The following is a 24,841-nucleotide window of genomic DNA, read 5'->3' on the forward strand; positions in this document are numbered from 1 at the left end:
CTTGCCCCGGATCTGCTTGCCATTGGCATGGGCGCATGCTTGCCTGCGGCCAGCAGCGAGGGGAGGGTGCGCCATGACACTGACGGCAGAAAATTTCCACAGCCATTTTTCCACCGGGGGCAAGGCGGTGAATGGCTGGTGTGGCCTGCCATCGGCAGCGACGGCGGAGATCGTCGCGCGGGCGGGTTTCGACATGCTGACCATCGACATGCAGCATGGGCTGGTCGATTACCAGGTGATGCTGACCATGCTGCAGGCAATGTCGGCCAGCACCGCGCCCAAATTCGTCCGGCTGCCATGGAACGAGCCCGGCATCGCGATGAAATGCCTCGATGCCGGGGCAAGCGGCATCATCTGCCCGATGATCAACAATGCCGAGGATGCAAGCCGCCTTGTCGCCGCCACGCGCTATGCGCCGCTTGGCGCGCGCAGCTACGGGCCGGTGCGGGCCGCGGCGCTTCATTCCGATTACGTCGCGCGGTCAGGGGAGCTGGTGCAGGTCTTCGCGATGATCGAAACCGCCGAGGCGCTGGCCAATCGCGACGCGATCATGTCGGTCGAGGGGTTGTCGGGCATCTATATCGGCCCGGCTGACCTGGGGCTGTCGCTCGGTCATCCCCCGACACTCAGCCCCGAAGCGCCAGAGGTGCATGAGGCGATCGATGCCATCCTCGCCTCGGCCCGAAAGGCGGGGCTGCTGGCCGGTATCCATTGCGGCTCGGGAGAGATGATCCGGCAGATGCATCAGCGCGGCTTCGACTTTGCCTCGCTCTCGACCGATACGGGGATCTTCACCCATGCCATCGGCGCAGCCCTGGCGGATGCGCGCGGGCAATAGCGAATCCACGGGCCGCTTCTTCTTCAGGAAAATATCCCACGGGGGGTGCCGGGGGGTGTGAAACACCCCGGCCATCGCGGGACGCAATCACGGCTTGCCTGTCAGGGCGTCCAACGCAGGAAATTGGCGATCAGGCGCAGCCCGACCTGCTGGGATTTCTCGGGGTGGAACTGGGTGCCGACGATATTGTCGCGCCCGACCACCGCCGTCACCGGCCCGCCGTAATCGACATGCGCCAGCAGGTGCGCCGGATCGGCGACGCGGAACTGCCAGCCATGGACGAAATAGGCGTGATCACCGGTCGCGATGCCCTCCAGCACCGGGTGAGGGTGGTCGATCACCAGGTCGTTCCAGCCCATATGCGGCACTTTCAGGCCCGGCGCGTCGATGGCCTCGATCTCGCCGCCGATCCAGTCCAGCCCGGCGGTCTCGCGATATTCATGCCCCCTGGTGGCCAGCATCTGCATACCGACACAGATCCCCATGAAGGGCGCGCCGCGCGTCAATACCGCCTCGCGGACCGCCTCGGCCATGCCGTCCACCTCGCCCAGGGCCTCGCGGCAGGCGGGGAATGCGCCGTCGCCGGGCAGCACGATACGGTCGGCGGCGAGGGCGGTTTCGGGGTCCGAGGTCACGACGACCTCGGCCCCGGCCTCGCGCCCCATCAACTGGAACGCCTTGGCCGCCGAATGCAGGTTGCCGCTGTCGTAATCGATCAGCGCCACGCGCATCACAACGCGCCCTTGGTCGAAGGCAGCACGCCGGACATGCGCGGATCGGGCTCGACCGCTTCGCGCAAGGCGCGGGCGGCGGCCTTGAAGGCGGCCTCGGCGATATGGTGGCTGTTCAGCCCGTGCAACCGGTCGATATGCAGCGTGATGCCGCCATGCGTGGACAGCGCCTGGAAGAACTCCCGCACCAGTTCGCAATCGAAGCTGCCGATCTTCTGGCTGGGGAAATCGACATTCCAGACCAGGTAGGGCCGCCCCGACAGGTCCAGCGCCGCGCGGATCTGCGCGTCATCCATTGCCAGGTGAAAGCTGCCATAGCGGCGGATGCCCTTCTTGTCGCCAAGCGCCTTGACCAGCGCCTGCCCGATGGCAATGCCGGTATCCTCGACCGTGTGGTGATCGTCGATATGCAGGTCTCCCTTGGCGGTCACGCTCAGGTCGATCAGCGAATGCCGCGAGAGCTGGTCCAGCATGTGATCGAAGAACCCGACGCCAGTATGATTTTCATACTGCCCGGTTCCATCGAGATTCAGCTCCACCTCGATCTGCGTCTCGGCGGTCTTGCGGGTGATCTTGGCCTTGCGCATGGGATATCCTTCTCATTGCATGGCGCTTATAGGACGGGCGGGGCGATCAGCCAAGATGGACCTGTCCCTCGGGATAGCGCACGCGGGGCGAGATGCGGGTGGCGAGGAAGAAGCCGAGCGTCAGCGGCCCGACCCGGCCCAGGAACATCACCAGCATGATCACCCCGCGTCCAAGCTCGTTCAATTCGGACGTGTAACCGCGCGACAGGCCGGTGGTGCCGAAGGCCGAGGCGACCTCGAAGCTGATATCGAGGAAATGGCCGTCATGGGTGGCCGTCATCACGAATACCGCCGAAAAGACCAGCATGGCGGCGATGGCGACCAGCGCCATGACCTTGAGCACCTCGTCCAGCCCGATCGAGCGCCCGAAGGCCCAGATCTGGGTGCGGCGGCGAAAGAAGGCCAGCGTGGCCAGCAGCATGACCACCACCGTCGTCACCTTGATGCCGCCCGCCGTCGAGGTCGGCCCGCCGCCGATCATCATCAGCGCCATGTAGAGCAGCGAGGTGGAATCATGCAGCCCGCCGATATCGGTGGTGTTGAAGCCCGCCGTCCGCGTCGTCACGCCCTGGAACCATGCAATCGTCATCCGCGATGCGGCGCTGTCATAGGCTGCGAGCGTGCGGGGGTTGTTCCATTCGAGAATGGCAGTCAGCCCGACCCCGATCACCACCAGCGCCGCCGTGCCCACCAGCATCAGCCTCGTATGCAGCGACCAGCCATGCCAGAACCGCTGGCGGAAGACGTCCGAGATGACGACATAGCCGATGCCGCCGGTGATGAAGAGCAACGGGATCACGCTGTTGACGACGGGATCGGTGGCATATTCCGTCAGCCCCGATGAAAAGGTCGAGAAGCCCGCATTATTGAAGGCCGAGATTGAATGAAAGATCGAATGCCACAATCCCGGCCCCAGCCCGGTGCGAGGGATGAAGGTCAGGCAAAGCAGCATTGCGCCCGCGATCTCGGCCATCAGCACGACGCGGAAGATCGTCTTTACCAGTTTCATCAGCCGGACATAGGAGGTCTGGTTCAGATCCTCGCGCAGATAGGTGTGATGGGTGATGCCAAGCGGCAGCCCGAGCGCCGACAGGACCAGCACGGCAAAGCTCATCAGCCCCAGCCCGCCCAACTGGATCAGCAGCGCCACGATAAGCTGGCCCCAGAAGGTCAGCGTCAGCTCGGTGTCGATGACGGCGAGCCCGGTCACGGTCACCGCCGAGGTCGAGGTGAAGAGCGCATCGCTGAGGCTGATCGCCTCGCGCGTCATGAAGGGCAGCTTCAGCGCGAAGGCACCCAGCAGGATCAGCACCATATACAGCGTGGCCAGCACCGCGGGCGGCGGCGTATGCTCAAGCCATCGCCGCAGGGCGGTCGAAAGGGGGCGTTTCACAGCCGGTCGCCGAATTGCGTCAGTTCGACCCGTTTGCCCAGCAGAAGCAGCCGGTCATTGGTCAGCAGGACCGGATCGCGTTCGCGCAGGTCTATATATTCGGTGCCGCGCATGATGCCCAACCGGGTGATGCCGGTTCCGAAAGGCAGATCGGACAGTTTCTTGCCCTTCAGCCGCTCGGGGATCAGCAGGTTGACCACCGAGAACCCGTTGCCGAGGCTGACATAATCCTGCACCGCCGGATTGTTCAGCATCTGCGCGGCATGCCGGCCCATTTCCAATCCCGGCAGGACCACCCGGTCGGCGCCGATCTTGGAAAGGATGCGGTGATGGGTGCGGCTTTCGGCCTTGGCCCAGATGGTCTCGATGCCGATCAGCCGCAGGTTCATCGCCGCGATGACGCTGCTTTCCAGGTCATTGCCGATCGACACCAGCCCGACATCGTAGCGATCCACCCCCGCCTCGCGCAGCGCGCCTTCGTCGGTGGCGTCGAGAATGACTGCGTTGGAAAGCTGTTCGGCCAGTGCCGCGACGCGTTTCTGATCCCTGTCGATGCCCAGCACGCGATTGCCGAATCGTGCCAGTTCCGTTGCGACCACGCTGCCGAAGGCGCCAAGGCCGACGACGACGAAGCTTCGATTTTCCTTGCCCATCGGGACTCCGGCCGATTTCCAAATGCCGCCCATTTCTCACCTGCGGCATCGTCGAGGTCAAGCATGGGCGGGGTTTGAGTCGCTTGTGACTGCTAACCCGTCGTAAAAGGAGCGCTTTTTGCAGCCATCCGGTCATTGTGATAGGAATGTGAAGATGGGAGAGCGTTGCGCGGGATTTTCACCTGCGCCGATGCGCTGAACCGATCCGAACCGATCCGACCGAAACCGAAACGAAAAACGGAACGAGAAAGGGACGCATGTCAGACCAAACACCCAACCCTCCCCGCAAGGGGCACAAGGGCCGACCTGGCGATGAGTGGCGCGAGCGCGAAGCCCTGAAGGGCCGCTTCGAGCCGGAACTTCCCGAAGCCAGTGAAGAATCCTTGCCCTCGCCGGAAGGTCCGACCGAGATCATCGAAACCGCATTCGAGGTCGGTCAGGACAACATCGAGGGCAAGGCTCCGATTCCATTCGATATTCACAATCCGGTATTCGCCATTTCGGCGGGCGCCGTGGTTCTGTTTACCGTTATCACGATCATCCTCCAGGTGGTGACGGCGGTGCCGCCGATCGATGGCGTGCCGCAGCCAAGCGGTATCCAGGCCTCGTTCGAGGGGCTGCGCAACTGGGTCACCTCGACATTCGACTGGTTCTTCCTGCTGGCCGGCAACATCTTCGTGGTGCTTTGCCTGGCGCTGATCGTTTCGCCCCTGGGCAAGGTGCGCCTCGGCGGTCCCGAGGCGACGCCGGATTTCTCGATGATCGGCTGGTTCGCGATGCTGTTCGCCGCGGGCATGGGCATTGGCCTGATGTTCTACGGGGTCAGCGAACCTCTCGGACATTTCCAATCGGCATTCGGAGGTCCGGTCGTCGAGGATGGCGTGCGGACCGATTGGGCGCCGCTGAACGGCGCCGAAGGGGACGAGGCCGCGGCAAGGCGGCTTGGCATGGCCGCCACGATCTTCCATTGGGGGCTGCACCCCTGGGCGATCTATGCGGTGGTGGCGCTGTCGCTGGCGCTGTTCGCCTATAACAAGGGGCTGCCGCTGACGCTGCGCTCGGTCTTCTATCCGCTGCTGGGCGAGCGTGTCTGGGGCTGGCCGGGGCATGTCATCGATGTGATGGCCGTGCTGGCGACGCTGTTCGGCCTTGCGACCTCCCTGGGCATCGGGGCAGAGCAGGCGGCGGCCGGTTTCAACTTCCTGGGGCTGTTCGAAGCCGACGCGACCGCGAAGGTGGTGCTGATCGTCCTGATCACCGGGGTTGCGCTGATGTCGGTGATCCTGGGTGTCGAGAAGGGCGTCAAGCGCCTGTCCGAGCTGAACATGGGCCTTGCGGTCTTGTTGTTGTTCTTCATCATCGCGGTCGGGCCGACGATGAGCATCATCACCGGTTTCTTCGGCAATCTGGGCGCTTACGTGAAAGAGGTCGTGCCGCTGTCGAACCCGTTCGGCCGGGACGACGACAATTTCCGGCAAGGCTGGACGGCCTTCTACTGGGCCTGGTGGATCAGCTGGTCACCCTTTGTCGGCATGTTCATCGCCCGCGTTTCGCGGGGCCGCACGGTGCGGGAATTCCTGATTGCCGTGCTGATCGTGCCGATGCTGATCTCGGTCCTGTGGATGACCGCGCTTGGCGGCACCGCGATCTCGATGACCGCCGAAGGGATCGAGACGATTGGAAACGCGGCATTGGAGCTCAAGCTGTTCGAAATGCTGACGCATCTGCCATGGACCACGATCACCAGCACGGTGGGGATCATCCTTGTCATCGTGTTCTTCGTGACCTCGTCGGATTCCGGTTCGCTGGTGATCGACACGATCTCGGCGGGCGGCAAGGTCAATGCGCCGGTGCCGCAGCGGATCTTCTGGTGCACGATCGAGGGCGTGGTCGCCATCGCCCTGCTGCTGGGCGGCGGCCTGGCCGCGTTGCAGGCCATGGCCGTCTCGACCGGGCTGCCCTTTACGCTGGTCCTGCTCGGGGCAAGTTGGGCCACGGTCAAGGGGCTATTGGCCGAGCGGCGAGAACTCGCCTGAGTATGCCGAGATAATCAGTGGAACGGGCGGGAAAATCCTGCCCGTTCTTGTTTTATCGTCCCATGGGTGCCAAAACCGGGGATATCGATTCCGAAGGACCGCCACGATGAGCGAAATTGCCGCCAGTGAACGCCGTCTCAGTGCCGCACTCGATCGCATCGACCAGATCCTGGAAACCGGCCGCTCCCGATCGGTATCGCCGGATGCTGCGGGCGAGCCGAACCTGAGGGATGCGCTGGAAGCGGCGCAGACCGAGAATGCCCGCCTGAAGGCCGAGATCGCCGAATTGAGAAAGGCCGATGGCGCCTTGGCCGAGCCCGTCCCTGGAAATGGCGAGGATCGTCTGGTCGAGGCGGGCGAACAGGCGGCACGCCTGGCGGCGGCGAATGACGATCTGGCGGCTGCGAACCGGGCGCTGGTCGAGACCGTCGCGGCGCAGGCCGATGGCGATTCCGTCACCGCGATCCGCGAGGCGCTGGAGGCCGAGATCGAGGCGTTGCGGGCCGCGCGGGCCGCCGAGATCTCGAATCTCGGGGATATCATCATCGAGCTTGAACGGCTCCTGCCCGAGGCGGACCATGCTGCCGCGCCCGCGCCCGAGATGGCAGGCGACGATGCCGGCGTGCCCGAGGACGGCGGCGAGGCGGGAAACCGGGACGGGCAGGGGCTGTTCTCGGGCGTTTACGATGATGTGGCCGAGGACGAGACCGGGGTGGAGGAGAAGTAAATGGCGGAAGTCGAATTCACCATCGGGCACAAGGAATACAGCCTTGGAACCCAGGATGGCGAGGAAAAGCAGTTGCAACGCGCCGCCGAGATCCTGGATGGCGAGGCACGGCAGATCATCGAACAGGCGGGCCGGATGCCCGAGCCGCGCCTGCTGCTGCTGGCCGGGCTGATGCTTGCGGATCGTTTCGCGTCGATGGAGGCGCGGGCCGAGAAGGCCGAGCGGCTTGCCAATCGCCTGCAATCCAACCCGACCCGCGTCGAGGTGCCGGTGATTCCCTCGGACCTGAAGGAGGCGATGGCCGAACTGGCCGCCCGCGCCGAATCGCTGGCCGAGCGGCTGGAAGATCAGCAGAACGGTTGAGCCACGTTCTTTTCCGAAGATCGGGTGTGGGGTGGGATATTGTCCCGGGTGATGACTGGGGGCGCTGCCCCCGCGCCCGTTCCGGGCGCTCCCCCGGGATATTTTCATGAAGAAGAAGCGGCTTTCTGGGTGCGATATTGATCGTTCATGATCAATGGGTAAGCGTGATATGTTGCAGTCGATTCGATGAATGGCTCGTGGTTGGCGGCCATGCTGTCTTTGGGGCGGTCAGGCCCGGAGAAATTCGCCTGTGCCGGGTATGGCTGGATGAAAATGCGTGGCCATTAACCCGCTGTTAGGATTTTGCGGGTAATGATCTCCGCATGACCCGAACCGCTATTGGTCACCCACCACCCATGAAGGCCGACAGGGTCTCGGCCACCGCCTCGGGCGCATCGGCATGCATCCAATGCCCGGCATGCTTGATGCGCAATAACCGTGCCTGCGGGAAATATTCGCGGATGGCGGCCTCGCCCGCGTCATCCACGTAATCCGATTCGGCACCGGCCATGAACAGGGCCGGGCCGTCGAATATGCCCTTGGGCAGGCCCTCGGGCCAACCGGTCGTGCGGTCCATCCAGTCGCGCAGCGCCGGCAGGTTCAGCCGCCAGCGGGGCGGATCGGATTTCAGGTCCAGCGATTGCAGCAGGAAGGCCCGCAGGCCGGTATCGTGGATATGTTCGGAAAGGCGCCGGTCTGCCTCGCTGCGCCGGACCACGCCTTGCAGATCCATCGCTGCCATCGCGTCGACCAGATGGTTCTGGCTATGGGCGTAAGCCACCGGCGCGATATCCATCACCGCCAGCTTGCGGATCAGTTCCGGTTGGGTCAGCGCCAGGTGCATCGCGGCCTTGCCGCCCATGGAATGCCCGGCAAGATCGACGCGCCCGCCGAATGCCCCGATCACCTCGGCGAGATCGCCGGCCATGGCGGCATAGCTGTGATCGGGATCATGCGGGCTGTCGCCGTGATTGCGTTGGTCGACAAGGATGACCCGACGCTGTTCGGAGAGGCGCCGGGCGATGGCGCCCAGATTGCGGCCCTGCCCGAACAGGCCGTGGACCAGCATGATCGGCAGGCCCTGATCCTGCCCGGTGACGGAGTGATTCAGCTTCATGGCGGCGATCCTATGATGTCTGGCCTGCCTGCGCCATCCCGTCTATGAGTCGGGCATGACTCGCGATGCACAGACAATCGAAGATGTCCGCGACATGGCCGATGAGGTCGCCGGACTGATGGCCGATCGTTTCGGTGGAGCCCGCCGGGGCGAGCACCCGGACATGCAGGCCATGCTGCGGCGCCGGGGCGGAGCCCTGCCGCGCAAGTTGCGGCGGATGGCCAGGCTCCTGTCCGAGGCCGATCTGCATGGCGCCCAGCCAAGGATCGCCCGGCAACTGGATTTGCCCGCCATCAGCCGCGCCCATCGCGCGCTGATCGCGCATCTGCAACCGCTCGGAGAGATGAGCCGCTGGCGCAACCGCGCGCTGAATTTCGCGGCCTCGGTCCTGTTCGGGCTGATGCTGCTGGCGGCGCTGCTGATCTGGGTGATGGTCAGGCGCGGGGCTCTCTGAGCCTTTCGCGCGCTTTGCGTGTATCGCAATGCTGCCTTGCCTGTTCGGGCCCTTGTCTATGCTGCGCCGCAGCATGATCTTGGCACCGAACTGGAAAGGACTCGTCATGAGTGATTCGCGCGGCCTGCGGCCTGCCATCATGGCCCTCTCGTTGGGGGCCTTCGCGATCGGGACGTCGGAATTCGCGGCGATGGGGCTGCTACCCTATTTCGCCGGTGACCTGGGGCTGACCGAGCCGCAGGCGGGCCATGTCATCAGCGCCTATGCGCTTGGCGTGGTCATCGGCGCGCCGCTCACCTCGATCCTTGGGGCGAGGCTGCCGCGGCGACGTTACCTGGCGGCGCTGATGGCGTTTTACGGGGTGATGAACCTGCTGGCGGCAGTGCTGCCGGGTTTTGCCTTGCTGACGGGGATGCGTTTCCTGGCGGGGCTGCCGCATGGCGGTTTCCTGGGCGTGGCGATGCTTTATGCCGCCGATGCCCTGCCGCGCGAGCATCGGGCGAGGGGGGCGGCGCAGATCATCATGGGGCTGACGGTTGCCAATATCGCCGGAGTGCCGCTGGCCGGAGCCCTGGGGCAGGGGATCGGCTGGCGTTGGGGCTTTGCGCTGCCCGGGGTTCTGGCGCTGGTCTCGGCCTGGGCGATCCTGCGGCTGGCGCCGCGCGTGGGCGCGGATCCGAATGCGCGGCCCTGGGATGAGTTGCAGGCGCTGCGCAATCCCAGGGTGCTGTGGCTTCTGGCGGTGAGCGCGATCGGCTTTGGCGGGTTGTTCGCCGTCTATGCCTTCCTGACGGCGGCGATGCTGGCCACGACGAATGCTCCGGGCTGGGCGATCCCGCTGGCACTCGCGATGTTCGGGGTGGGCGGCACGCTTGGCACATGGGCCGCCGGGCAGATAACCGAGCGGTTGGGCCAGATCCGCGCCGCCTATATCAGCCTTGCGGCCATGGCCGTGACGCAGGGTTTCGCGGCGTTGGTCGTGGGCGACTGGATGCTGATGGTGCTGTCTTCCTTCCTGCTGGCGGCGGGGGCGGGGCTGGTCATTCCGCTTCAGACCCGGCTGATGGATGTGGCGGGCCCTGCGCAGAGCATGGCCGCCGCCATGAACCATGCCGCCTTCAACGCCGCCAATGCCCTGGGGCCGTTCCTGGCCGGGGCCGCCCTTGCCGCCGGATGGGGCTGGCAGGCGCCGGGCCTTGTCGGAATCGGGCTTACGGTTGCGGGGGCGGTGGTTCTGACGCTGGCGGTCTGGCAGGATCGGGCAGTTGCGGTGCCGGAAGGCTGCGCATGATGACCCGGCGCGAGTTCGAGGCGAATTCGCGCCGCCATGTCACCAAGAGCACCACCACCGCCGCCAGGAGCAATGCCCAGGCTCCGGCCAGCCATGCCAGCCCCGCGAGCGCGAAATAGACCGAGCGCAGCCCGGCATTGAAGCTGCGGGCGGCGGTGATGTTCAACTCTGCCGCCTGGCTGGCGCGGTCGCGGGCCATCGGGTGGTCGGTCTCGTTCGGGACCGCCGCCATCATGATCGCGCAATAACCGAACAGCCGGTGCGACCAGACGAATTTCAGGAAGGCGTTGACGACGAAGAACATCGGCACCAGCAGCTTGAGTTCCCAAAGAAGCGCGGTGCCATGCTCCAGCTCGAATTCCCGCGCGATGCCGCGAAGCCGGTCGGTATTGCCGATCAGGGCCAGCGCGCCGCCGATGGCGATCATGCAGGCCGAGGCGAAGAACGCCGTGCCCTCGCGGAGGCTGGCGAGGATATTGCCGTCGAAGATGCGCGGGTCGCGGGTGACGAAATGTTGCATCCATTCGCGGCGATAGCGCTTCATCAGCACCGAGACCGAGGGTTTGCCGGGCGGCGGGTTCTCGGTGATCCAGCCGATGCCCAGCCATGCGAGGAACAGCAGCATGACGGCCGCCATATCGAGCGGCGTCAATTCGGTGGCGAAGGGGATATTGGCGAACATGTCCATTTCTATAGCATTTCCAGCAAGGGTGGATACCGGTTTCGCGCCCCGAAGGCATATCGGAACGATAGGCCGTGAGGCGATCCGGCGAAATGCGGGGATGGTCGGAAAAATCAACCGCCGGGTCTTGAAAGCCGCGATTCCGCTACCAGATTTTTGGCATCGGCGGCCGGAATGGCGCCGGTGAACCGCCCGCCCGGAGACCGGGGGGCAATGACATGGCATCGCTTATGAAAGGATGTGACTGATGCGTAATTTCGACCTGACCCCGCTTTATCGTGCCACCGTGGGTTTCGACCGGCTGGCCGACGTCATGGACCGCGCTTTGACCGCTGACGTGGCCGCGCCGACCTATCCCCCCTACAATATCGAGAAGACCGGCGAGGACAGCTATCGCATCTCGATCGCCGTGGCCGGTTTCGCCGCCGACGATCTGAGCGTCGAGCTGCGCGACAGTGCCGTCATCGTCGCGGCCCGGAAGGCCGAGGAGGACGAGGACCGCAGCTACCTGCATCGCGGCATCGCCACCCGCGCCTTCGAGCGCAAGTTCACCCTGGCCGATCATGTCCGCGTCGAGGGCGCCAGCCATGTCGATGGCATGCTGCATATCGACCTGGTCCGCGAGATCCCCGAGGCGCTGAAGCCGCGCCGGATCGAGATCGCCAAATCTGCCCCGAAGGTCGAGAAGCTGGACGCCTGATCGCGCTGTCTTCCGCGGTGATCGGGGGCTCTGCCCCCGTTCGTCGCTGACGCTCCTCACTCCCCCGGGATATTTGGATGAAGAAGAAAGGGGCGGCTTTCGGGCCGCCTTTTTGTGTGGGGTGGTCGCTTCGTGGCCTCAGCGCATTAGCGTGTTGTTGCCATGAGGACGCTGCCGCCGAGCAGGCAGGAACCGCCCGCATAACCCATCCTCTTGCGGGCCGTGAGGCTTTGCAGCCGGGCGCTGGCCTTTACGGCCAACAAGGCATAAGCACCAAGCACAAGCGCGACGAGCAGCGTGGAAGTCGCCATGAGGATCAAAAATTGGGGAAGCTGCGGGGCGCTCGGTTCGATGAACTGGGCAAGAAAGGCCATGTAGAACATGATGGCTTTCGGGTTGAGAACGCCGGTCAGGAAGCCCGCGCCCAGGCTTCCCCGTGTAGCGGCAGGACCAATCGGTTTGACTTCCAGCAGGTTGTGAGCAGCCTTGATCTGCATGAAGCCCAACCACGCCATATAGGCCACGCCCGCCCATTTCAGCGCCATGAAGGCAATGCTGGATGATGCCAGAATCAGGCCAAGCCCCAGATAGGATGCCATCATGACGATCACGCCTCCGGCAAGGTCGCCAAGGATGCAGAAAATGGCGGCTCGGGTTCCACGAGACAGGGATTGCCCGATCACCATGAATACGCTTGGGCCGGGAATAAGCGAGATCACGGCATAGGCGATCACATAGGCGATCCAGTTCTCGAAGGGCATTCATCTGCCTCCTGATCTGTCTGGCATAGCGGAAAGCATTCGCCGGCAAATGGCAAGCTTGTCCGTATCGCGCATGTCCGGCCGCTTCCGGCCGCACCCCATCCTAAAGACTGCGCCGCGCCCGCAGGGCCGCGCTGATGGTGCCGTCGTCGAGATAGTCGAGTTCGCCGCCGATGGGCACGCCTTGGGCAAGACCGGTGATCGAGACACCGCTGCCCTCCAGCGCGTCGGCGATGTAATGGGCGGTGGTCTGGCCGTCCACGGTGGCGTTCAGCGCCAGGATGACCTCGCGAATGCCCTCATTCCCGATGCGGTCGATGAGGGCGGGGATGCGCAGATCCTCGGGGCCGATCTCGTCCAGCGCCGAAAGCGTGCCGCCAAGCACGTGGTAGCGGCCGCGAAAGGCCCGGCCGCGTTCGAGCGCCCAGAGATCGGCGACATCCTCGACCACGCAGATCTCGCCATTGGCGCGGGCCGGATCGGCGCAGATCGCGCATTGCTCGCGGTCGGTGATATTGCCGCAGGTCAGGCATTCGCGCGAATTCCGGGCGACATTGTCCAGAAGCTGGGCAAGCTGGGTCATCTGGCCGTTGCGCTTGCGGATCAGCTGCAGCACGATGCGCCGGGCCGAGCGGGGGCCGAGGCCGGGCAGCCTTGCCATCAGGGCGATCAGCGCCTGGATGTCGTCGCTGCCCTCGGCCATTGCGTCAGAACGGCAGTTTCATGTCGGCGGGCAGGCCGAGTTCCTGGGTGATGCGGGACATCTCGGACTGCATCTTGTCCTGCGCCTTGCGCTGCGCGTCCTTGATCGCGGCGAGGATCAGGTCCTCGACCACCTCTTTCTCGCTTGGCTGGAAGATCGACGGGTCGATGTCCAGCGATGTCAGCTCGCCCTTGGCGGTGGCGGTGGCCTTGACCAGCCCGGCGCCGGATTCGCCGGTGACGGTGATCTTGTCCATATCCGCCTGCATCTGCTGCATGCGGTCCTGCATGTCCTTGGCGGCCTTCATCATCTTGGACATGTCGCCAATGCCGCCCAATCCCTTGAACATTCCCTAATCCTCATCCTCGAACGGATCCCATTCCTCGACTTCGGCAACGGGTCCCTGTGTCATGTCATGCGGGTTCGCCGCGCCCTCGGCGGCGATCTCGTCGGTCTGTAGCGGTTCCGGTGCGATCCGGGAGACGTTTTTCAGTTCTGCCCCCGGAAAGGCGGCCAGCACCTGCTGCACGATGGGCAGTTGCAGGGCCCGTTCGCGCGCGGCCTTCATGTCGGCCTCGCGGGTCTCGGCGATGGTGGGACCACCGCCGCCATTCGAGACGGTCACCACCCAACGCTGCCCGCCGCACCAGCCGCGCAGCCGTTCGGCCAGCCGCTGCGCCAGGTCGGCAGGCGGGTTGGCGCGGGGTTCGAACTCGATCCGGCCGGGGCTGTAGCGGACCAGCGCGACATGACGCTCGACCTGCACGAGCAGAAGCATGTCGCCCATGCGCCGGATCAGTTCCATGACCGAGGCGAAATCGGGATAGGCCGCGAAAGCGTCGGGCGAGACGGCCAGCGCCGTGGCCGCGCCCGAGGGTTGCACGGTGCCGGATTGCATCGCGACCGGTGGCGCGGGGCGGGTGGCACGCGGGGCCTGCCCGTTCGGGGCGGCTGGCGCGGCAGGTCCGCGCGTGAAATCGCCCGCCGCCTGCGCCTGCTGGACCTTGCGGATCAGCGCCTCGGGGTCGGGCAGGTCGGCGACATGGGTCAGGCGGATGATCGCCATCTCGGCGGCCATCATCGCGTTGGGCGCGGCAGAGACCTCTTCCAGCGCCTTGAGCAGCATCTGCCACATCCGGGTCAGCACCCGCATCGGCAGACGTCCGGCCAGATCCTGCCCGCGGGTGCGTTCATCGGGCGAGATGGTGGGGTCTTCCATCGCCTCGGGCGTGATCTTGACGACCGAGATCCAATGCGTGATCTCGGCCAGGTCGCGCAGCACCGCCATCGGGTCGGCGCCATCGGCATATTGCGATTGCAGCTCGGTCAGGGCGCTGGCGGCGTCGCCGCGCAGGATCATCTCGAACAGGTCGATGACGCGGCCCCGATCGGCCAGGCCCAGCATCGCCCGGACCTGCTCGGCCCCGGTTTCCCCGGCGCCATGGCTGATCGCCTGATCCAGCAGGCTGGTCGCGTCGCGGGCCGAGCCTTCGGCGGCGCGGGTGATCAGGGCCAGTGCCTCGTCGGTGATCTGCGCGTTTTCCGCTGTGGCGATCCGGCGCAGGAGCGCGATCATCACCTCGGGCTCGATCCGGCGCAAATCAAAACGCTGGCAGCGCGACAGGACGGTGACGGGAACCTTGCGGATCTCGGTCGTGGCGAAGATGAATTTCACATGCGGAGGCGGTTCCTCAAGCGTCTTGAGCAGCGCGTTGAAGGCGCTGGTCGAGAGCATGTGGACCTCGTCGATGATATAGATCTTGTAGCGGGCCGAGGCCGCCCGGTAATGCACCGATTCGATGATCTCGCGGATATCGCCGACGCCGGTGCGCGAGGCCGCGTCCATTTCCAGCACATCGACATGGCGACCTTCGCTGATCGCCACGCAATGCTCGCATTGTCCGCAAGGCTCGGTCGTGGGGCCGCCCTGGCCGTCGGGGCCGACGCAGTTCATGCCCTTGGAGATGATCCGGGCGGTGGTGGTCTTGCCGGTGCCGCGGATGCCGGTCATGATGAAGGCCTGCGCGATGCGGTCGGCGGCGAAGGCGTTCTTCAGCGTGCGCACCATCGCATCCTGCCCGACAAGATCGGCGAATGTCTCGGGCCGGTATTTGCGGGCCAGCACCTGATATGCGGGTTTGTCTTCGCTCATCCTCACCTCGGCGGTCGCGCCACTCTAGCCTTGGGGTCGGGCGGCGGCAACCGGGGTTACATCGCCAGGATGCGGATGCCGGTAAAGAGCACAGCCGACAGGATCGCGGCGGCGGGAACGGTGACGATCCATGCGGCCACGATGGTCAGCACATGCGAGCGGCGCACCAGCTTGCGGCGGCGGCGTTCCTCGGGGCCGACGCGGGGGCTGTCGGGGATGGCGATATGGGCGCGGCGCAAGCGGCGCTCGGAATCCCATTCGCGGAAGAAGCCGACGCCGAAGACCGCGCCGACCGCGATATGGGTGGAACTGACCGGCAGGCCAAGCCAGCTTGCGACGATGACCGTGATCGCTGCCGACAGGGCCACGCAATAGGCGCGCATCGGGTTCAGCTTGGTGATCTGGCTGCCGACCATGCGGATCAGCTTCGGCCCGAAGAGGAACAGCCCGAACGAGATCCCGAAGGCACCGATCAGCATCACCCAGAAGGGGATGCTCACGGCCTCGGTGAAACTGCCGGTCTGCGAAGCGGCGACGATCGCGGCCAGCGGGCCGACCGCGTTGGCGACATCATTCGCGCCATGGGCAAAGCTGAGCAGCGCGGCCGAGACGACCAGCGGGATGCCGAACAGGACCTTGAGCGACTTGTTGCGGTTTTCCAGTCCGCGCGACTGGCGGCGGATGACCGGGATCATCGTCAGCCATGTCGCCACGCCGAGCACCAGCCCGATCAGCAGGGCCAGCCCCAGTGTGACCGAGATCAGGTGCTTGAGCCCCTTGAGCGCGAGATAGGCGGCAAAGGCACCTGCCATGATCCCCACCAGCACCGGCACCCAGACCCGGGCGGCGGCGATCTTGTCGTCGCGATAGATGATCCGGGCCTTGATGAACCACAGGAACCCGGCGGCGCAGAGACCGCCAAGCGCGGGCGAGATCACCCAGCTTGCGGCGATGGCGCCCATCGTGCCCCAACTGACCGCGCCAAGCCCTGCAGCCGCGATGCCCGCGCCCATGACACCGCCGACGACCGAATGGGTGGTCGAGACCGGCGCGCCGATCCAGGTCGCCAGATTGACCCAGAGCGCCGAGGACAGGAGTGCCGCCATCATCGCCCAGATGAACACCGTGCTGTCGGCCAGGCCGGCAGGCGCGATGATTCCCTTGGAAATGGTCGAGACGACGTCGCCCCCGGCGATCAGCGCGCCGGCGCTCTCGAAGATCGCCGCGATGGCGATGGCGCCGCCCATGGTCAGCGCGTTGGCGCCCACCGCCGGTCCCATGTTGTTGGCCACGTCATTGGCGCCGATATTCAGCGCCATATAGGCACCGAACCCGGCTGCCACGGTGACGATCAGCGCGTTGTTGCCCTGCCCCAGGAACAGGGAAGCGGCCAGTCCCACCAGTACGATGAAGACCAGCGCGATGCCGGGGCCGACCAGCGGGCGTCCGGTATAGGCCGCGGCCCGTTCTAGATTCGAGAACCTGCCGAGATCGCGGTCGAGCGTCTCGAGATGGCGCGCTTCGAAATCCTTGTCGGACATGTGGCCCCCATGTTTCGGCAGGGGTTGCCTAGGCGGGATTCGCCTGCAGATCAAGCGCCGATGAGTTGCGTCCCGCGATTGCCGGGGGGCTTCGCGCCCCCCGGAGCCCCCCGCGAGGTATTTGGACAAAGAAGAAATGCGGGAGGGCTTTGGGTCGGACCGGGCAAGATCGGGCCGGGATGCGGTTCCGGCCTGTTACGCGGCCTCGGTCCTGCGTGCGAAGGCGATTTCCGCTTCGGTCAGCGGGCCGGGGAAATGGCAGGCGGTCTGGTGATCCGCACCCAGCAGCACCGGCGCCTCTGCCGCGCATCTTTCGGTGGCGCGCGGGCAGCGGGTGCGGAAGACACAGCCCGAGGGCGGGGCGAGCGGCGAGGGCAGGTCGCCGGCCAGCGGCACCACCGATCCGGCCATGTCATGCGCGGGATCGGGCACCGGCACCGCCGATAGCAGCGCCTGCGTATAGGGATGCTGGGGCGCGGCATAGAGTTCGTCGGAAGAGGCGATCTCCATCACCCGGCCCAGATACAGCACCATCACCCGGTCGCTGATATGTTTCACCACCGACAGGTCATGGGCGATGAAGATCAGCGCGAGCCCCAGTTCCCGCTGCAGCCGGATCAGCAGGTTGATGACCTGCGCCTGGATCGAGACATCCAGCGCGCTGACCGGCTCGTCGCAGATGATCAGCTTCGGCTCGACGATCAGGGCGCGGGCGATGCCGATGCGCTGGCACTGGCCGCCGCTGAATTCATGCGGATAGCGGTTGATCTGGTTGGGCAGCAGCCCGACCTTTTCCATCATCGCCTTGACCCGTTCCTTCACCTCGCGCGTTTCAGGCCGGGGTGATGGGTGGTCAGCGGTTCGGCGATGATCTGGCCCACGGTCATGCGCGGGTTGAGCGAGGCCAGCGGGTCCTGGAAGACCATCTGGATATCGTTGCGGTATTTCATCATCTGCCGGGGCGACAGCCCGATCAGGTCCTTGCCATCGATCCATTCGGCCTGTCCCTCGGCCGGGACGAGGCCGATCAGGGCGCGGGCCAGCGTCGATTTCCCGCAGCCGGATTCGCCCACCACGCCAAGGGTTTCGCCGGGAGCGAGGCTGAAATCCACGCCGCCCACCGCGTGCAATTCGCGGGGCGGGGTCCAGGGCAGGTCGCCCTCGCGCCGGATATGAAAGGTCACGCGCAGGTCGCGCACATCGAGCAGGGGTCTGGTCATGGCTGTCCACCTTGCGTCGTGGTCTGGGCTTGGGGCGGGCGCCGCTGCAGCACATCGTCCAGCGGCGCGAAACAGGCGCGGGCGCGGGCGTGGGCGAATTCCTCCAGCGCGGGGCGCTGGCAGGCGCAATCTTCACGGCGATAAAGGCAGCGGGGCTCAAAGGCGCAGCCGGCGGGCGGGTGCGTCATGTTGGGGGGCGAGCCGGGAATGACCGACAACTCGTCGCCCTCGTGATCGATCCTCGGGATCGCGCCCAGCAGACCCTGCGTATAGGGATGGGCGGGCGCTGCGAAAAGCGGCCCGACCGGCCCCGTTTCGCGGATGCGGCCGCCATACATGACGGCGACCCGCTCGCAAGAGCCCGCGACCACGCCCAGGTCATGGGTGATCAGGATCATCGCCATGCCGAATTCGCGCCGCAGCTCGGCCAGCAGGGTCATGATCTGGGCCTGCACCGTCACGTCCAGCGCCGTGGTGGGCTCGTCCGCGATCAGCAGGCTGGGGCGGCAGAGCAGCGCCATGGCGATCATCACCCGCTGCCGCATCCCGCCCGAGAATTCATGCGGATAAAGGCGGACCCGCCCCTTCGCGTCGGGAATTTTCACGGCATCCAGCATCCGCACCGCCTCGGTCACGGCCTGGCGGCGGGACATGCCCTTGTGCAGGGTCAGCACCTCGGCCATCTGGTCGGCGACCCGCATATAGGGATTGAGCGAGGTCATCGGGTCCTGGAAGATCATCGCGATCTTCTCGGCCCGGATCCGGTTGAGGATTTTCGGCGGCGCGTTCAGGATCTCCTGCCCGTCGAAACGGACCGAGCCGGTCGCCTGTCCGTTGCGGGCCAGAAGCCCCATGATGGCAAAGGAAAGCTGCGATTTGCCGCTGCCGGATTCGCCGACCACGCCGAGCGTTTCGCCCTGGTCCACCGACAGGCTCACGTTATTGACCGCCTGCACCATGCCGTCATTGGTGCGGAAGCTGACGCTGAGATCGTTGATGTCGAGCAGTGCCATCTCAGCGCTCCTTCGGGTCGAGGGCATCGCGCAGGCCGTCGCCCACGAAGAAGAAGCCGAAAAGGGTGATGACGAAGAAGAACAGCGGGAAGGCCAGTTGCCACAGCGTGCCGTAACTCATCGTGCCCGCGCCTTCCGAGATCAGCGCGCCCCATGAGGTCAGCGGTTCCTGCACGCCGAGACCGAGGAAGCTGATGAAGCTTTCGGTCAGGATCATCAGCGGCACCAGAAGCGTGGCATAGACGGCGACCACGCCGAGCAGGTTCGGGACGATATGGCGGATGATGATCTTCCAGGTCGAGACACCGGTGGCGCGGGCGGCCTCGATGAATTCGCGGTTCTTCAGGCTCAGCGTCTGGCCGCGCACGATCCGCGACATTTCCAGCCAGGAGATCAGGCCTATCCCTAGAAACAGCATGGCGATCGAGCGGCCGAACATGACCAGGAGCAGGATCAGCACGAACATGTAGGGCACCGACATCAGGATATCGACCGCGCGCATCATGAACTGGTCGGTGCGGCCCCCGACATAGCCCGCCGTCGCGCCGTAAAGCGTGCCGACGATCACCGCGATACCGGCGCCGACAATGCCCACCATCAGCGAGATCTGCGTGCCCTGCACGGTGCGCGAGAACAGGTCGCGGCCCAGGTCGTCGGTGCCGAAGTAATGGCCGTTTTCCAGCGAGGGCGCACCCATCGTGGCGACCTGTCCCATGACCGAGAAATCCAGTTCCTCGTTCGACCAGACCGCCAGCATGTCGCCGAACAGCGCGAACAGCGCCACGAGGACCAGGATCACCAGCCCCGCCATCGCCGCCTTGTTGCGCAGGAAGCGCTTGCGGGCATCGGCCCATGGGCTGCGGCCCTTGACCTCTTGCTCGACCATGCGGGTGGCGAGGCGTTGCATCTTTTCTTGCTCGATCACCATGACTCAGTACCGGATTTTCGGGTCGATCCACGCATAGAGGATATCGACGACGAGGTTGAACAGGATGGTCAGCGACCCGATCAGGATCGTCACGCCCATCATCACCGCGTAATCGCGGTTCAGCGCGCTTTCGACGAAGGCCTTGCCGATGCCGCCGGTCGAGAAATAGAGGTCGATCACCACAGAGCCGGTGATCATCGACACGAAGACCGGGCCCAGGTAGCTGATGACCGGCAGCATTGCCGGTTTCAGCGCGTGGCGCAGGATGACGCGATGCTCGGGCATGCCCTTGGCGCGGGCGGTGCGGATATGGTTGCTGCCCAGCACCTCCAGCATGGAGGAGCGGGTGATCCGCGCGATCGAGGCCATGTAGCTGGTCGCCAGCGCGACCACCGGCATGATCCAGAAGCTGGGATCGCTGAAACTCCAGCCGCCGCCGGGCAGGATGCGATACCATAGCGTGAAGATCAGCACGAGGATCGGCGCCATGACGAAATTCGGCAGGACCTGCGCTCCGATCGAGATGCCGACGGCAAGGTAGTCCAGCCAGCTATTGTGACGGATCGCGGCGGCTACCCCCAGGCTTACCCCGACCAGAACGGCGGCCAGGAAGGCCAGCGAGCCATAGGTCAGCGTTACCGGGAACCCATCGGCAAGCAATTCGTTCACCGTGCGGTCGGGATAGACGAAGCTGGGACCGAAATCGAAATGGACGACGATCCCGTAGACATAGTTGACGATCTGGCGCCAGAGCGGTTCGTCCAGCCCGTATTTGGCATTCAGATTGGCCAGCACGCGCGCCGGAAGTTCCCGCTCGTGCGAGAACGGACCGCCTGGGGCCAGGTGCATCAGAACAAAGGAAATCACGATCAGCAGCAGTAGCGTCGGTATCGCCACCGCCAGCCGTCGCATGATATACGCGAACATCGGCGCAGCCTCCCTGCGGATTTAGGTCAGTCTATATGACCAAAACCGGGAGGAGATGGAACCCCTCTCGGCTGGTTTTCCCAAGAGGGATCACTCGGCCACGCGATACATGTCCTTGGCGTACCAACTCATCATCACGTTATCGAGCGGCGCGCCGCGCAGGCTCGGCTCGATATATTGCGGCTGCGAATAGTGATAGGCGGGGGCCAGGGCCATGTCGCCGATCAGGATCTGCTCGGCCTGCTTGTAAAGCTCGGCCGGATTTTCCGAGGTCGCGGCCTCGGCAAGCAGCTTGTCATATTCCGCGTTGGACCATTTGCCCTGATTGTAACCGTCGGTGCGGAAGTAATCGAGGAAGGTGGAAGCCTCGTTGTAATCGCCGCACCATGCATAGCGGGCGACCTCGAAATCCTGGTTGTTCAGGCGGTCGATATGGACCTTCCATTCGTAATTGTTCAGCGTCACGTTCACGCCGATGGCCTTCCAGAACTGCTGAACCGCGATGGCCAGCTTCTTGTGATCTTCCGAGGTATTGTACTGGATCGTCAGCTCCAGCGGGTTGTCGGGGCCGTAGCCCGCTTCGGCCAGCAGGGCCTTGGCCTTTTCCAGCCGTTCCTGCTGTGTCCAGCCTGCCATCTCGATTTCCGGGGCCTCGAAGCCCTCGATTGCCCAATGGGTCCAGAAATAGGCCGGTTCCTGGCCGCCCTGCAGGATCTTGTCCACGATGATGTCGCGATCGACCGCATAGGATAGCGCCTGGCGCACCCGCAGGTCCTTCAGCTCTTCGGGTCCCTTGTCCGACAGGTTGAAGATATAGGCGTAAGAGCAGGCCCATGGCGGCGCCACGACCGAATCACCATGTTCTTCCTTCAGGCGCGGGAACTGCCCGGCGGGAAGCTGGTTCATCCAGTCGATCTCGCCCGCGAGCGTCCGGGTCAGGCCGGTGTTCTGGTCGTTGACGGTGACGAATTTCACCTCGTCGATGATGGTGTTTTCGGCATCCCAGTATTGGTCGTTCTTGACCAGCACGGCCTCGACGCCGAGATCGTGGCTTTTCAGCACATAGGCGCCGTTGCCGACCATGTTGCCGGCCCGGGTCCAGGCTTCGCCATGCTCTTCGATCACCTTTTGCGGGGTGGGGTAGGTCGTGGAATGCGACAATGTCTTGAGGAAATACGGAGTCGGCTTGGTCAGCGTGACTTCCAGCGTCTTGTCATCGACGGCCTTCGCGCCCAGTTCCTCGGGGGCTTTCTCGCCATTCACGATCGCGGTCGCGTTGACGATGTTCATCAATTCCATGAACCATGCATATTCCGAGGCTGTCTCGGGATTCACGGCGCGCTGCCACGCATAGACGAAATCGCCCGCGGTGACCGGATCGCCATTCGACCATTTCGCATCACGCAGATGGAAGGTATAGGTCAGCCCGTCCTCGCTGATCTCGTGGCTTTCGGCGACGCCGGGGATCATGGCGCCGGTCTCGTCCTCGTTCATCAGCCCTTCGAAAAGCTGCCGGATCATGTCCGAATCGGTCCGCGAGGATGTCAGTTGCGGATCGGCGGACTTGATCGCGTCGAGGATCCAGAAGCTGAGTGACTGGTCCTCGGCCAGTTTCTCGCCCTCTGCGGGTTGGGCGGCATAGGTGGGCAGGGCCAGCGCGGCCACAAGCGCGGTCGTCGTGAACAGCTTTGTCATAGCGTTCCTCCTTGTTGAATGTCGATGCCTTTGCACCGGAATGGGATGAAGGTAAATCAACGGTGGATGGCGTAAAGTTGAATTGTTGCTTTTCTATTAACCAAACTGCGGAAGAGAGGCCGAAATGACGGGACAGGGCCATATCACGCTGGTCACCGGCGGGGCGCGGTCGGGCAAGTCGGGCTTGGCCGAGCGGCTGGTCGCGCGCCATGATCCGCCTTGGATCTATATCGCGACGGCGGAAGCGCGGGATGGTGAGATGGAAGAAAGAATCTTTCAACATCAAAATCGTCGCGGGAAAAGTTGGACTACAATCGAGGAGCCTGTCGCATTGGACCGCGCCTTGCGGGACAGCGATGGCCGAGGCGTTCGGCTGGTCGATTGCCTGACCCTGTGGCTGGCCAATTGTGGTGAGTCCGCCGATATCGAGGCGCTGATCCTTACCTTGCGTCAGCAATGCTCGCCTGTCGTGTTGGTGAGTAATGAACTGGGGCTTGGGATTGTGCCGGACAACGCCATGGCACGTCGTTTTCGCGATCACCATGGCTGGATGAACCAGGCGGTGGCCGGGATCGCGGACGAGGTCTGGATGTCGGTCAGCGGCCAGCCCTTGCGGCTGAAACCCGCGCGGGAGGATATAGATGCGCTCATATGATGAACTGGCGGCGCAAGCCGCGCGTGACCGGCAGGACAGCCTGACCAAGCCGCCGGGTTCCCTTGGCCGGTTGGAGGAGCTTGCGGTGTTCCTGGCCGGGTGGCAGGGGCGTGAACGGCCTCGGCTGGACCGGGCGCAGGCCATCGTTTTCGCGGGCAATCACGGCATTGTCGCGCAGGGCGTGAACCCGTTTCCCGCCGAGGTGACCGAATTGATGGTTCGGAACTTCCGCGCTGGCGGCGCCGCGATCAACCAGCTTTGCCGGGTGGCGGGGGCCGGGCTGTCCGTCCTGCCCCTGGAACTCGACCGTCCGACGCGCGATTTCACGCAAGCCCCGGCGATGGATGCCGCCGAGGTCGAGGATGCCATGGCCCAGGGTGCGCACGCGGTCGATGCGAATGCCGATATCCTGCTGCTGGGCGAGATGGGGATCGGCAATTCCACCGTTGCGGCGGCGCTGGCGGCCTCGATTTTCGGGGGCGTGGCGCAGGATTGGGTCGGGCCGGGCACCGGCGCCGAAGGGGATATCCTGTCCCGGAAATTGCAGGCCGTCGAGGCGGGGCTTGCCCGGCACCGGCCCGTCACGGCGCGCGAGACCCTGGCGGCCTTCGGTGGGCGTGAGCAGGCGGCGATCTGTGGTGCCGTGCTGCGGGCGCGGGAACTGGGGTTGCCGGTGATCCTGGACGGATTCATCTGCACGGCGGCGGCCTCGGTCCTGACCCGCGACGATCCGCAGGTGCTGAGCCATTGCCTGATCGGTCACGAAAGCGCCGAGCCGGGGCATCGCCGCCTTGTTGATGCGCTGAAGATCAGGCCGGTCCTGTCGCTCGACATGCGCTTGGGAGAGGGTTCCGGCGCGGCGGTGGCGCTGCTCTTGCTGCGTGCCGCGGTCGAGTGTCATAACGGCATGGCGACATTCGCGGAGGCCGGAATTGGCTAGATGGCATCAATTCGTGCTGGCGCTTGTGTTCCTGACGCGCCTGCCGCTGGAGCGGCTGCTGCCGCCGCGCATATTGCCGCTGGCGGCAAGCTGCTGGGCCTTTCCGCTGGCCGGTGCGGTGGTGGGCGCGGTGGCATCGCTGCCATTCCTGCTGCCCGGACCGGCCTTGCTGCATGCCGCCCTGTCGGTTGCGCTGGCGGTCTGGTTCACCGGCGCGCTGCACGAGGATGCCCTGGCCGATTTCACCGATGCCGCGGGCGGGCGCAACAGGGAGGACCGCTTGCGGATCATGCGCGATTCGGCGATCGGCAGTTTCGGGGTGATTGCCCTGATCCTGACCAGCCTGATCCGCGTGACGGCCATCAGCGTGCTGGGGCCGTGGCATCTGATCGCCGCCACCGCCTGCGGCCGCACGGCAACCGTGCTGACCCTGGGGGCCATGCCGCCCGCCCGGATGGACGGGCTGGGACATGCGGCGGGCAGGCCCGGACCGCGCAACCTGGGATTGGCCTCGCTGATCGCGATCCTGTGCCTGCTCTGGGCCGGAGAGGGTGCCTTCATCGCGTTGATCGCGGGGCTGGCGGCCATGGGCTTCACGATCTGGCTGGCGCGGAGATGGCTTGGAGGACATACCGGCGATGTGCTGGGCACGGCCTCGATCCTGACCGAGACGGCAATGCTCGCCGCTTTCGCGCTGGTGATCTAGCGGTTCCCGGGATTTTCTTGACCCCCGC

The 24,841-nt window shown here is 64.9% G+C and carries 25 protein-coding genes and 1 pseudogene; 10 read left to right on the top strand and 16 right to left on the bottom strand.

What is annotated here, in order from left to right; translation table 11 throughout:
* Positions 1–73 precede the first annotated feature (73 nt).
* A complete protein-coding gene (locus A7A09_RS15065; RefSeq protein ID WP_106692161.1) occupies positions 74–838 on the top strand; it encodes an HpcH/HpaI aldolase family protein in 765 nt (254 codons plus the stop codon).
* A 101-nt stretch (positions 839–939) separates the two neighbouring features.
* Here A7A09_RS15065 and hisH read toward each other — a convergent pair whose 3' ends face one another.
* The 4 genes from hisH to A7A09_RS15085 are packed head-to-tail and all read right to left on the bottom strand — an operon-like array spanning position 940 to position 4,202.
* Entirely contained in the window at positions 940–1,569 is a 630-nt protein-coding gene (hisH, locus tag A7A09_RS15070; protein ID WP_106692162.1) for an imidazole glycerol phosphate synthase subunit HisH, read from the bottom strand.
* Positions 1,569–2,156 carry an imidazoleglycerol-phosphate dehydratase HisB gene (hisB, locus tag A7A09_RS15075; RefSeq protein WP_106692163.1) on the bottom strand — a complete coding sequence of 196 codons (588 nt, stop codon included), beginning with the start codon at positions 2,154–2,156 and terminating at the stop codon, positions 1,569–1,571. The genes hisH and hisB overlap by 1 nt, the downstream gene beginning before the upstream one ends.
* 46 nt (positions 2,157–2,202) lie before the next feature.
* Positions 2,203–3,549, bottom strand: a complete 1,347-nt coding sequence (locus tag A7A09_RS15080; protein ID WP_436277801.1) for a TrkH family potassium uptake protein — start codon at positions 3,547–3,549, stop codon at positions 2,203–2,205.
* Positions 3,546–4,202: a potassium channel family protein gene (locus tag A7A09_RS15085; protein ID WP_106692164.1), complete on the bottom strand. Its 657-nt coding sequence runs from the start codon at positions 4,200–4,202 to the stop codon at positions 3,546–3,548. Before A7A09_RS15085 ends, A7A09_RS15080 begins: the two co-directional genes overlap by 4 nt.
* A gap of 257 nt (positions 4,203–4,459) precedes the next feature.
* Here A7A09_RS15085 and A7A09_RS15090 point away from each other — a divergent pair, with 257 nt between their 5' ends.
* The 3 genes from A7A09_RS15090 to zapA all read left to right on the top strand — a co-directional run bounded on the left by A7A09_RS15090 (position 4,460) and on the right by zapA (position 7,328).
* On the top strand, positions 4,460–6,238 hold the full coding sequence (locus A7A09_RS15090; protein ID WP_106692165.1) for a BCCT family transporter: 1,779 nt from the start codon (positions 4,460–4,462) through the stop codon (positions 6,236–6,238).
* Between the two features lie 106 nt (positions 6,239–6,344).
* The gene (locus A7A09_RS15095) at positions 6,345–6,965 is read left to right on the top strand and encodes a hypothetical protein (RefSeq protein ID WP_211341143.1); all 621 of its coding nucleotides are present in this window, start codon (positions 6,345–6,347) and stop codon (positions 6,963–6,965) included.
* The gene (gene zapA, locus A7A09_RS15100) at positions 6,966–7,328 is read left to right on the top strand and encodes a cell division protein ZapA (RefSeq protein WP_076525730.1); all 363 of its coding nucleotides are present in this window, start codon (positions 6,966–6,968) and stop codon (positions 7,326–7,328) included.
* 343 nt (positions 7,329–7,671) lie between these two features.
* Here the strand turns inward: zapA and A7A09_RS15105 are convergent, their stop codons facing one another.
* Positions 7,672–8,445, bottom strand: coding sequence for an alpha/beta fold hydrolase (locus A7A09_RS15105; RefSeq protein ID WP_106692166.1), 774 nt, complete (start codon positions 8,443–8,445; stop codon positions 7,672–7,674).
* 55 nt (positions 8,446–8,500) lie between these two features.
* Between A7A09_RS15105 and A7A09_RS15110 the strand changes: the two genes are divergently transcribed.
* Positions 8,501–8,899, top strand: coding sequence for a hypothetical protein (locus A7A09_RS15110; protein ID WP_106692167.1), 399 nt, complete (start codon positions 8,501–8,503; stop codon positions 8,897–8,899).
* A gap of 106 nt (positions 8,900–9,005) precedes the next feature.
* Complete coding sequence (locus tag A7A09_RS15115; protein ID WP_106692221.1) at positions 9,006–10,190, top strand: MFS transporter; 1,185 nt, start codon at positions 9,006–9,008, stop codon at positions 10,188–10,190.
* Here the strand turns inward: A7A09_RS15115 and A7A09_RS15120 are convergent.
* Entirely contained in the window at positions 10,111–10,872 is a 762-nt protein-coding gene (locus tag A7A09_RS15120) for a DUF599 domain-containing protein (protein ID WP_106692222.1), read from the bottom strand. The genes A7A09_RS15115 and A7A09_RS15120 overlap by 80 nt on opposite strands.
* 247 nt (positions 10,873–11,119) lie before the next feature.
* On the opposite strand from A7A09_RS15120, the gene A7A09_RS15125 reads away from it, so the two are divergent.
* Positions 11,120–11,572 carry an Hsp20 family protein gene (locus A7A09_RS15125; RefSeq protein ID WP_106692168.1) on the top strand — a complete coding sequence of 151 codons (453 nt, stop codon included), beginning with the start codon at positions 11,120–11,122 and terminating at the stop codon, positions 11,570–11,572.
* Between the two features lie 146 nt (positions 11,573–11,718).
* On the opposite strand, the gene A7A09_RS15130 is transcribed toward A7A09_RS15125, so the two are convergent.
* From A7A09_RS15130 to A7A09_RS15175, 10 genes and pseudogenes are all read right to left on the bottom strand, one after another.
* The gene (locus A7A09_RS15130; protein WP_245999382.1) at positions 11,719–12,306 is read right to left on the bottom strand and encodes a LysE family translocator; all 588 of its coding nucleotides are present in this window, start codon (positions 12,304–12,306) and stop codon (positions 11,719–11,721) included.
* A 130-nt stretch (positions 12,307–12,436) separates the two neighbouring features.
* Positions 12,437–13,036, bottom strand: coding sequence for a recombination mediator RecR (gene recR, locus A7A09_RS15135; RefSeq protein WP_106692170.1), 600 nt, complete (start codon positions 13,034–13,036; stop codon positions 12,437–12,439).
* A 4-nt stretch (positions 13,037–13,040) separates the two neighbouring features.
* A complete protein-coding gene (locus A7A09_RS15140; protein ID WP_106692171.1) occupies positions 13,041–13,385 on the bottom strand; it encodes a YbaB/EbfC family nucleoid-associated protein in 345 nt (114 codons plus the stop codon).
* A 3-nt stretch (positions 13,386–13,388) separates the two neighbouring features.
* Entirely contained in the window at positions 13,389–15,188 is a 1,800-nt protein-coding gene (locus tag A7A09_RS15145; protein WP_106692172.1) for a DNA polymerase III subunit gamma/tau, read from the bottom strand.
* 56 nt (positions 15,189–15,244) lie between these two features.
* Positions 15,245–16,729: an inorganic phosphate transporter gene (locus A7A09_RS15150; RefSeq protein WP_106692173.1), complete on the bottom strand. Its 1,485-nt coding sequence runs from the start codon at positions 16,727–16,729 to the stop codon at positions 15,245–15,247.
* A gap of 195 nt (positions 16,730–16,924) precedes the next feature.
* Positions 16,925–17,949: pseudogene (locus tag A7A09_RS15155) on the bottom strand (oligopeptide/dipeptide ABC transporter ATP-binding protein).
* Positions 17,946–18,962, bottom strand: a complete 1,017-nt coding sequence (locus A7A09_RS15160; protein ID WP_106692174.1) for an oligopeptide/dipeptide ABC transporter ATP-binding protein — start codon at positions 18,960–18,962, stop codon at positions 17,946–17,948. The pseudogene A7A09_RS15155 and the gene A7A09_RS15160 overlap by 4 nt, the downstream one beginning before the upstream one ends.
* A 1-nt stretch (position 18,963) precedes the next feature.
* The gene (locus tag A7A09_RS15165) at positions 18,964–19,869 is read right to left on the bottom strand and encodes an ABC transporter permease subunit (RefSeq protein WP_170167124.1); all 906 of its coding nucleotides are present in this window, start codon (positions 19,867–19,869) and stop codon (positions 18,964–18,966) included.
* 24 nt (positions 19,870–19,893) lie between these two features.
* Positions 19,894–20,817, bottom strand: coding sequence for an oligopeptide ABC transporter permease OppB (gene oppB, locus A7A09_RS15170; protein WP_106692175.1), 924 nt, complete (start codon positions 20,815–20,817; stop codon positions 19,894–19,896).
* Between the two features lie 90 nt (positions 20,818–20,907).
* A complete protein-coding gene (locus tag A7A09_RS15175; RefSeq protein WP_106692176.1) occupies positions 20,908–22,512 on the bottom strand; it encodes a peptide ABC transporter substrate-binding protein in 1,605 nt (534 codons plus the stop codon).
* Positions 22,513–22,636: 124 nt separating this feature from the next.
* Here A7A09_RS15175 and cobU point away from each other — a divergent pair, with 124 nt between their 5' ends.
* The 3 genes from cobU to cobS are packed head-to-tail and all read left to right on the top strand — an operon-like array spanning position 22,637 to position 24,813.
* On the top strand, positions 22,637–23,167 hold the full coding sequence (gene cobU / locus A7A09_RS15180) for a bifunctional adenosylcobinamide kinase/adenosylcobinamide-phosphate guanylyltransferase (RefSeq protein WP_106692177.1): 531 nt from the start codon (positions 22,637–22,639) through the stop codon (positions 23,165–23,167).
* Positions 23,154–24,107: a nicotinate-nucleotide--dimethylbenzimidazole phosphoribosyltransferase gene (cobT, locus tag A7A09_RS15185; protein WP_106692178.1), complete on the top strand. Its 954-nt coding sequence runs from the start codon at positions 23,154–23,156 to the stop codon at positions 24,105–24,107. Before cobU ends, cobT begins: the two co-directional genes overlap by 14 nt.
* Positions 24,100–24,813: an adenosylcobinamide-GDP ribazoletransferase gene (cobS, locus tag A7A09_RS15190; RefSeq protein WP_106692179.1), complete on the top strand. Its 714-nt coding sequence runs from the start codon at positions 24,100–24,102 to the stop codon at positions 24,811–24,813. The genes cobT and cobS overlap by 8 nt, the downstream gene beginning before the upstream one ends.
* The last annotated feature ends 28 nt before the right edge of the window (positions 24,814–24,841 follow it).

The organism is Paracoccus methylarcula, from assembly GCF_003007735.2.
GTDB classification, from domain to species: Bacteria; Pseudomonadota; Alphaproteobacteria; order Rhodobacterales; family Rhodobacteraceae; genus Paracoccus; species Paracoccus methylarcula.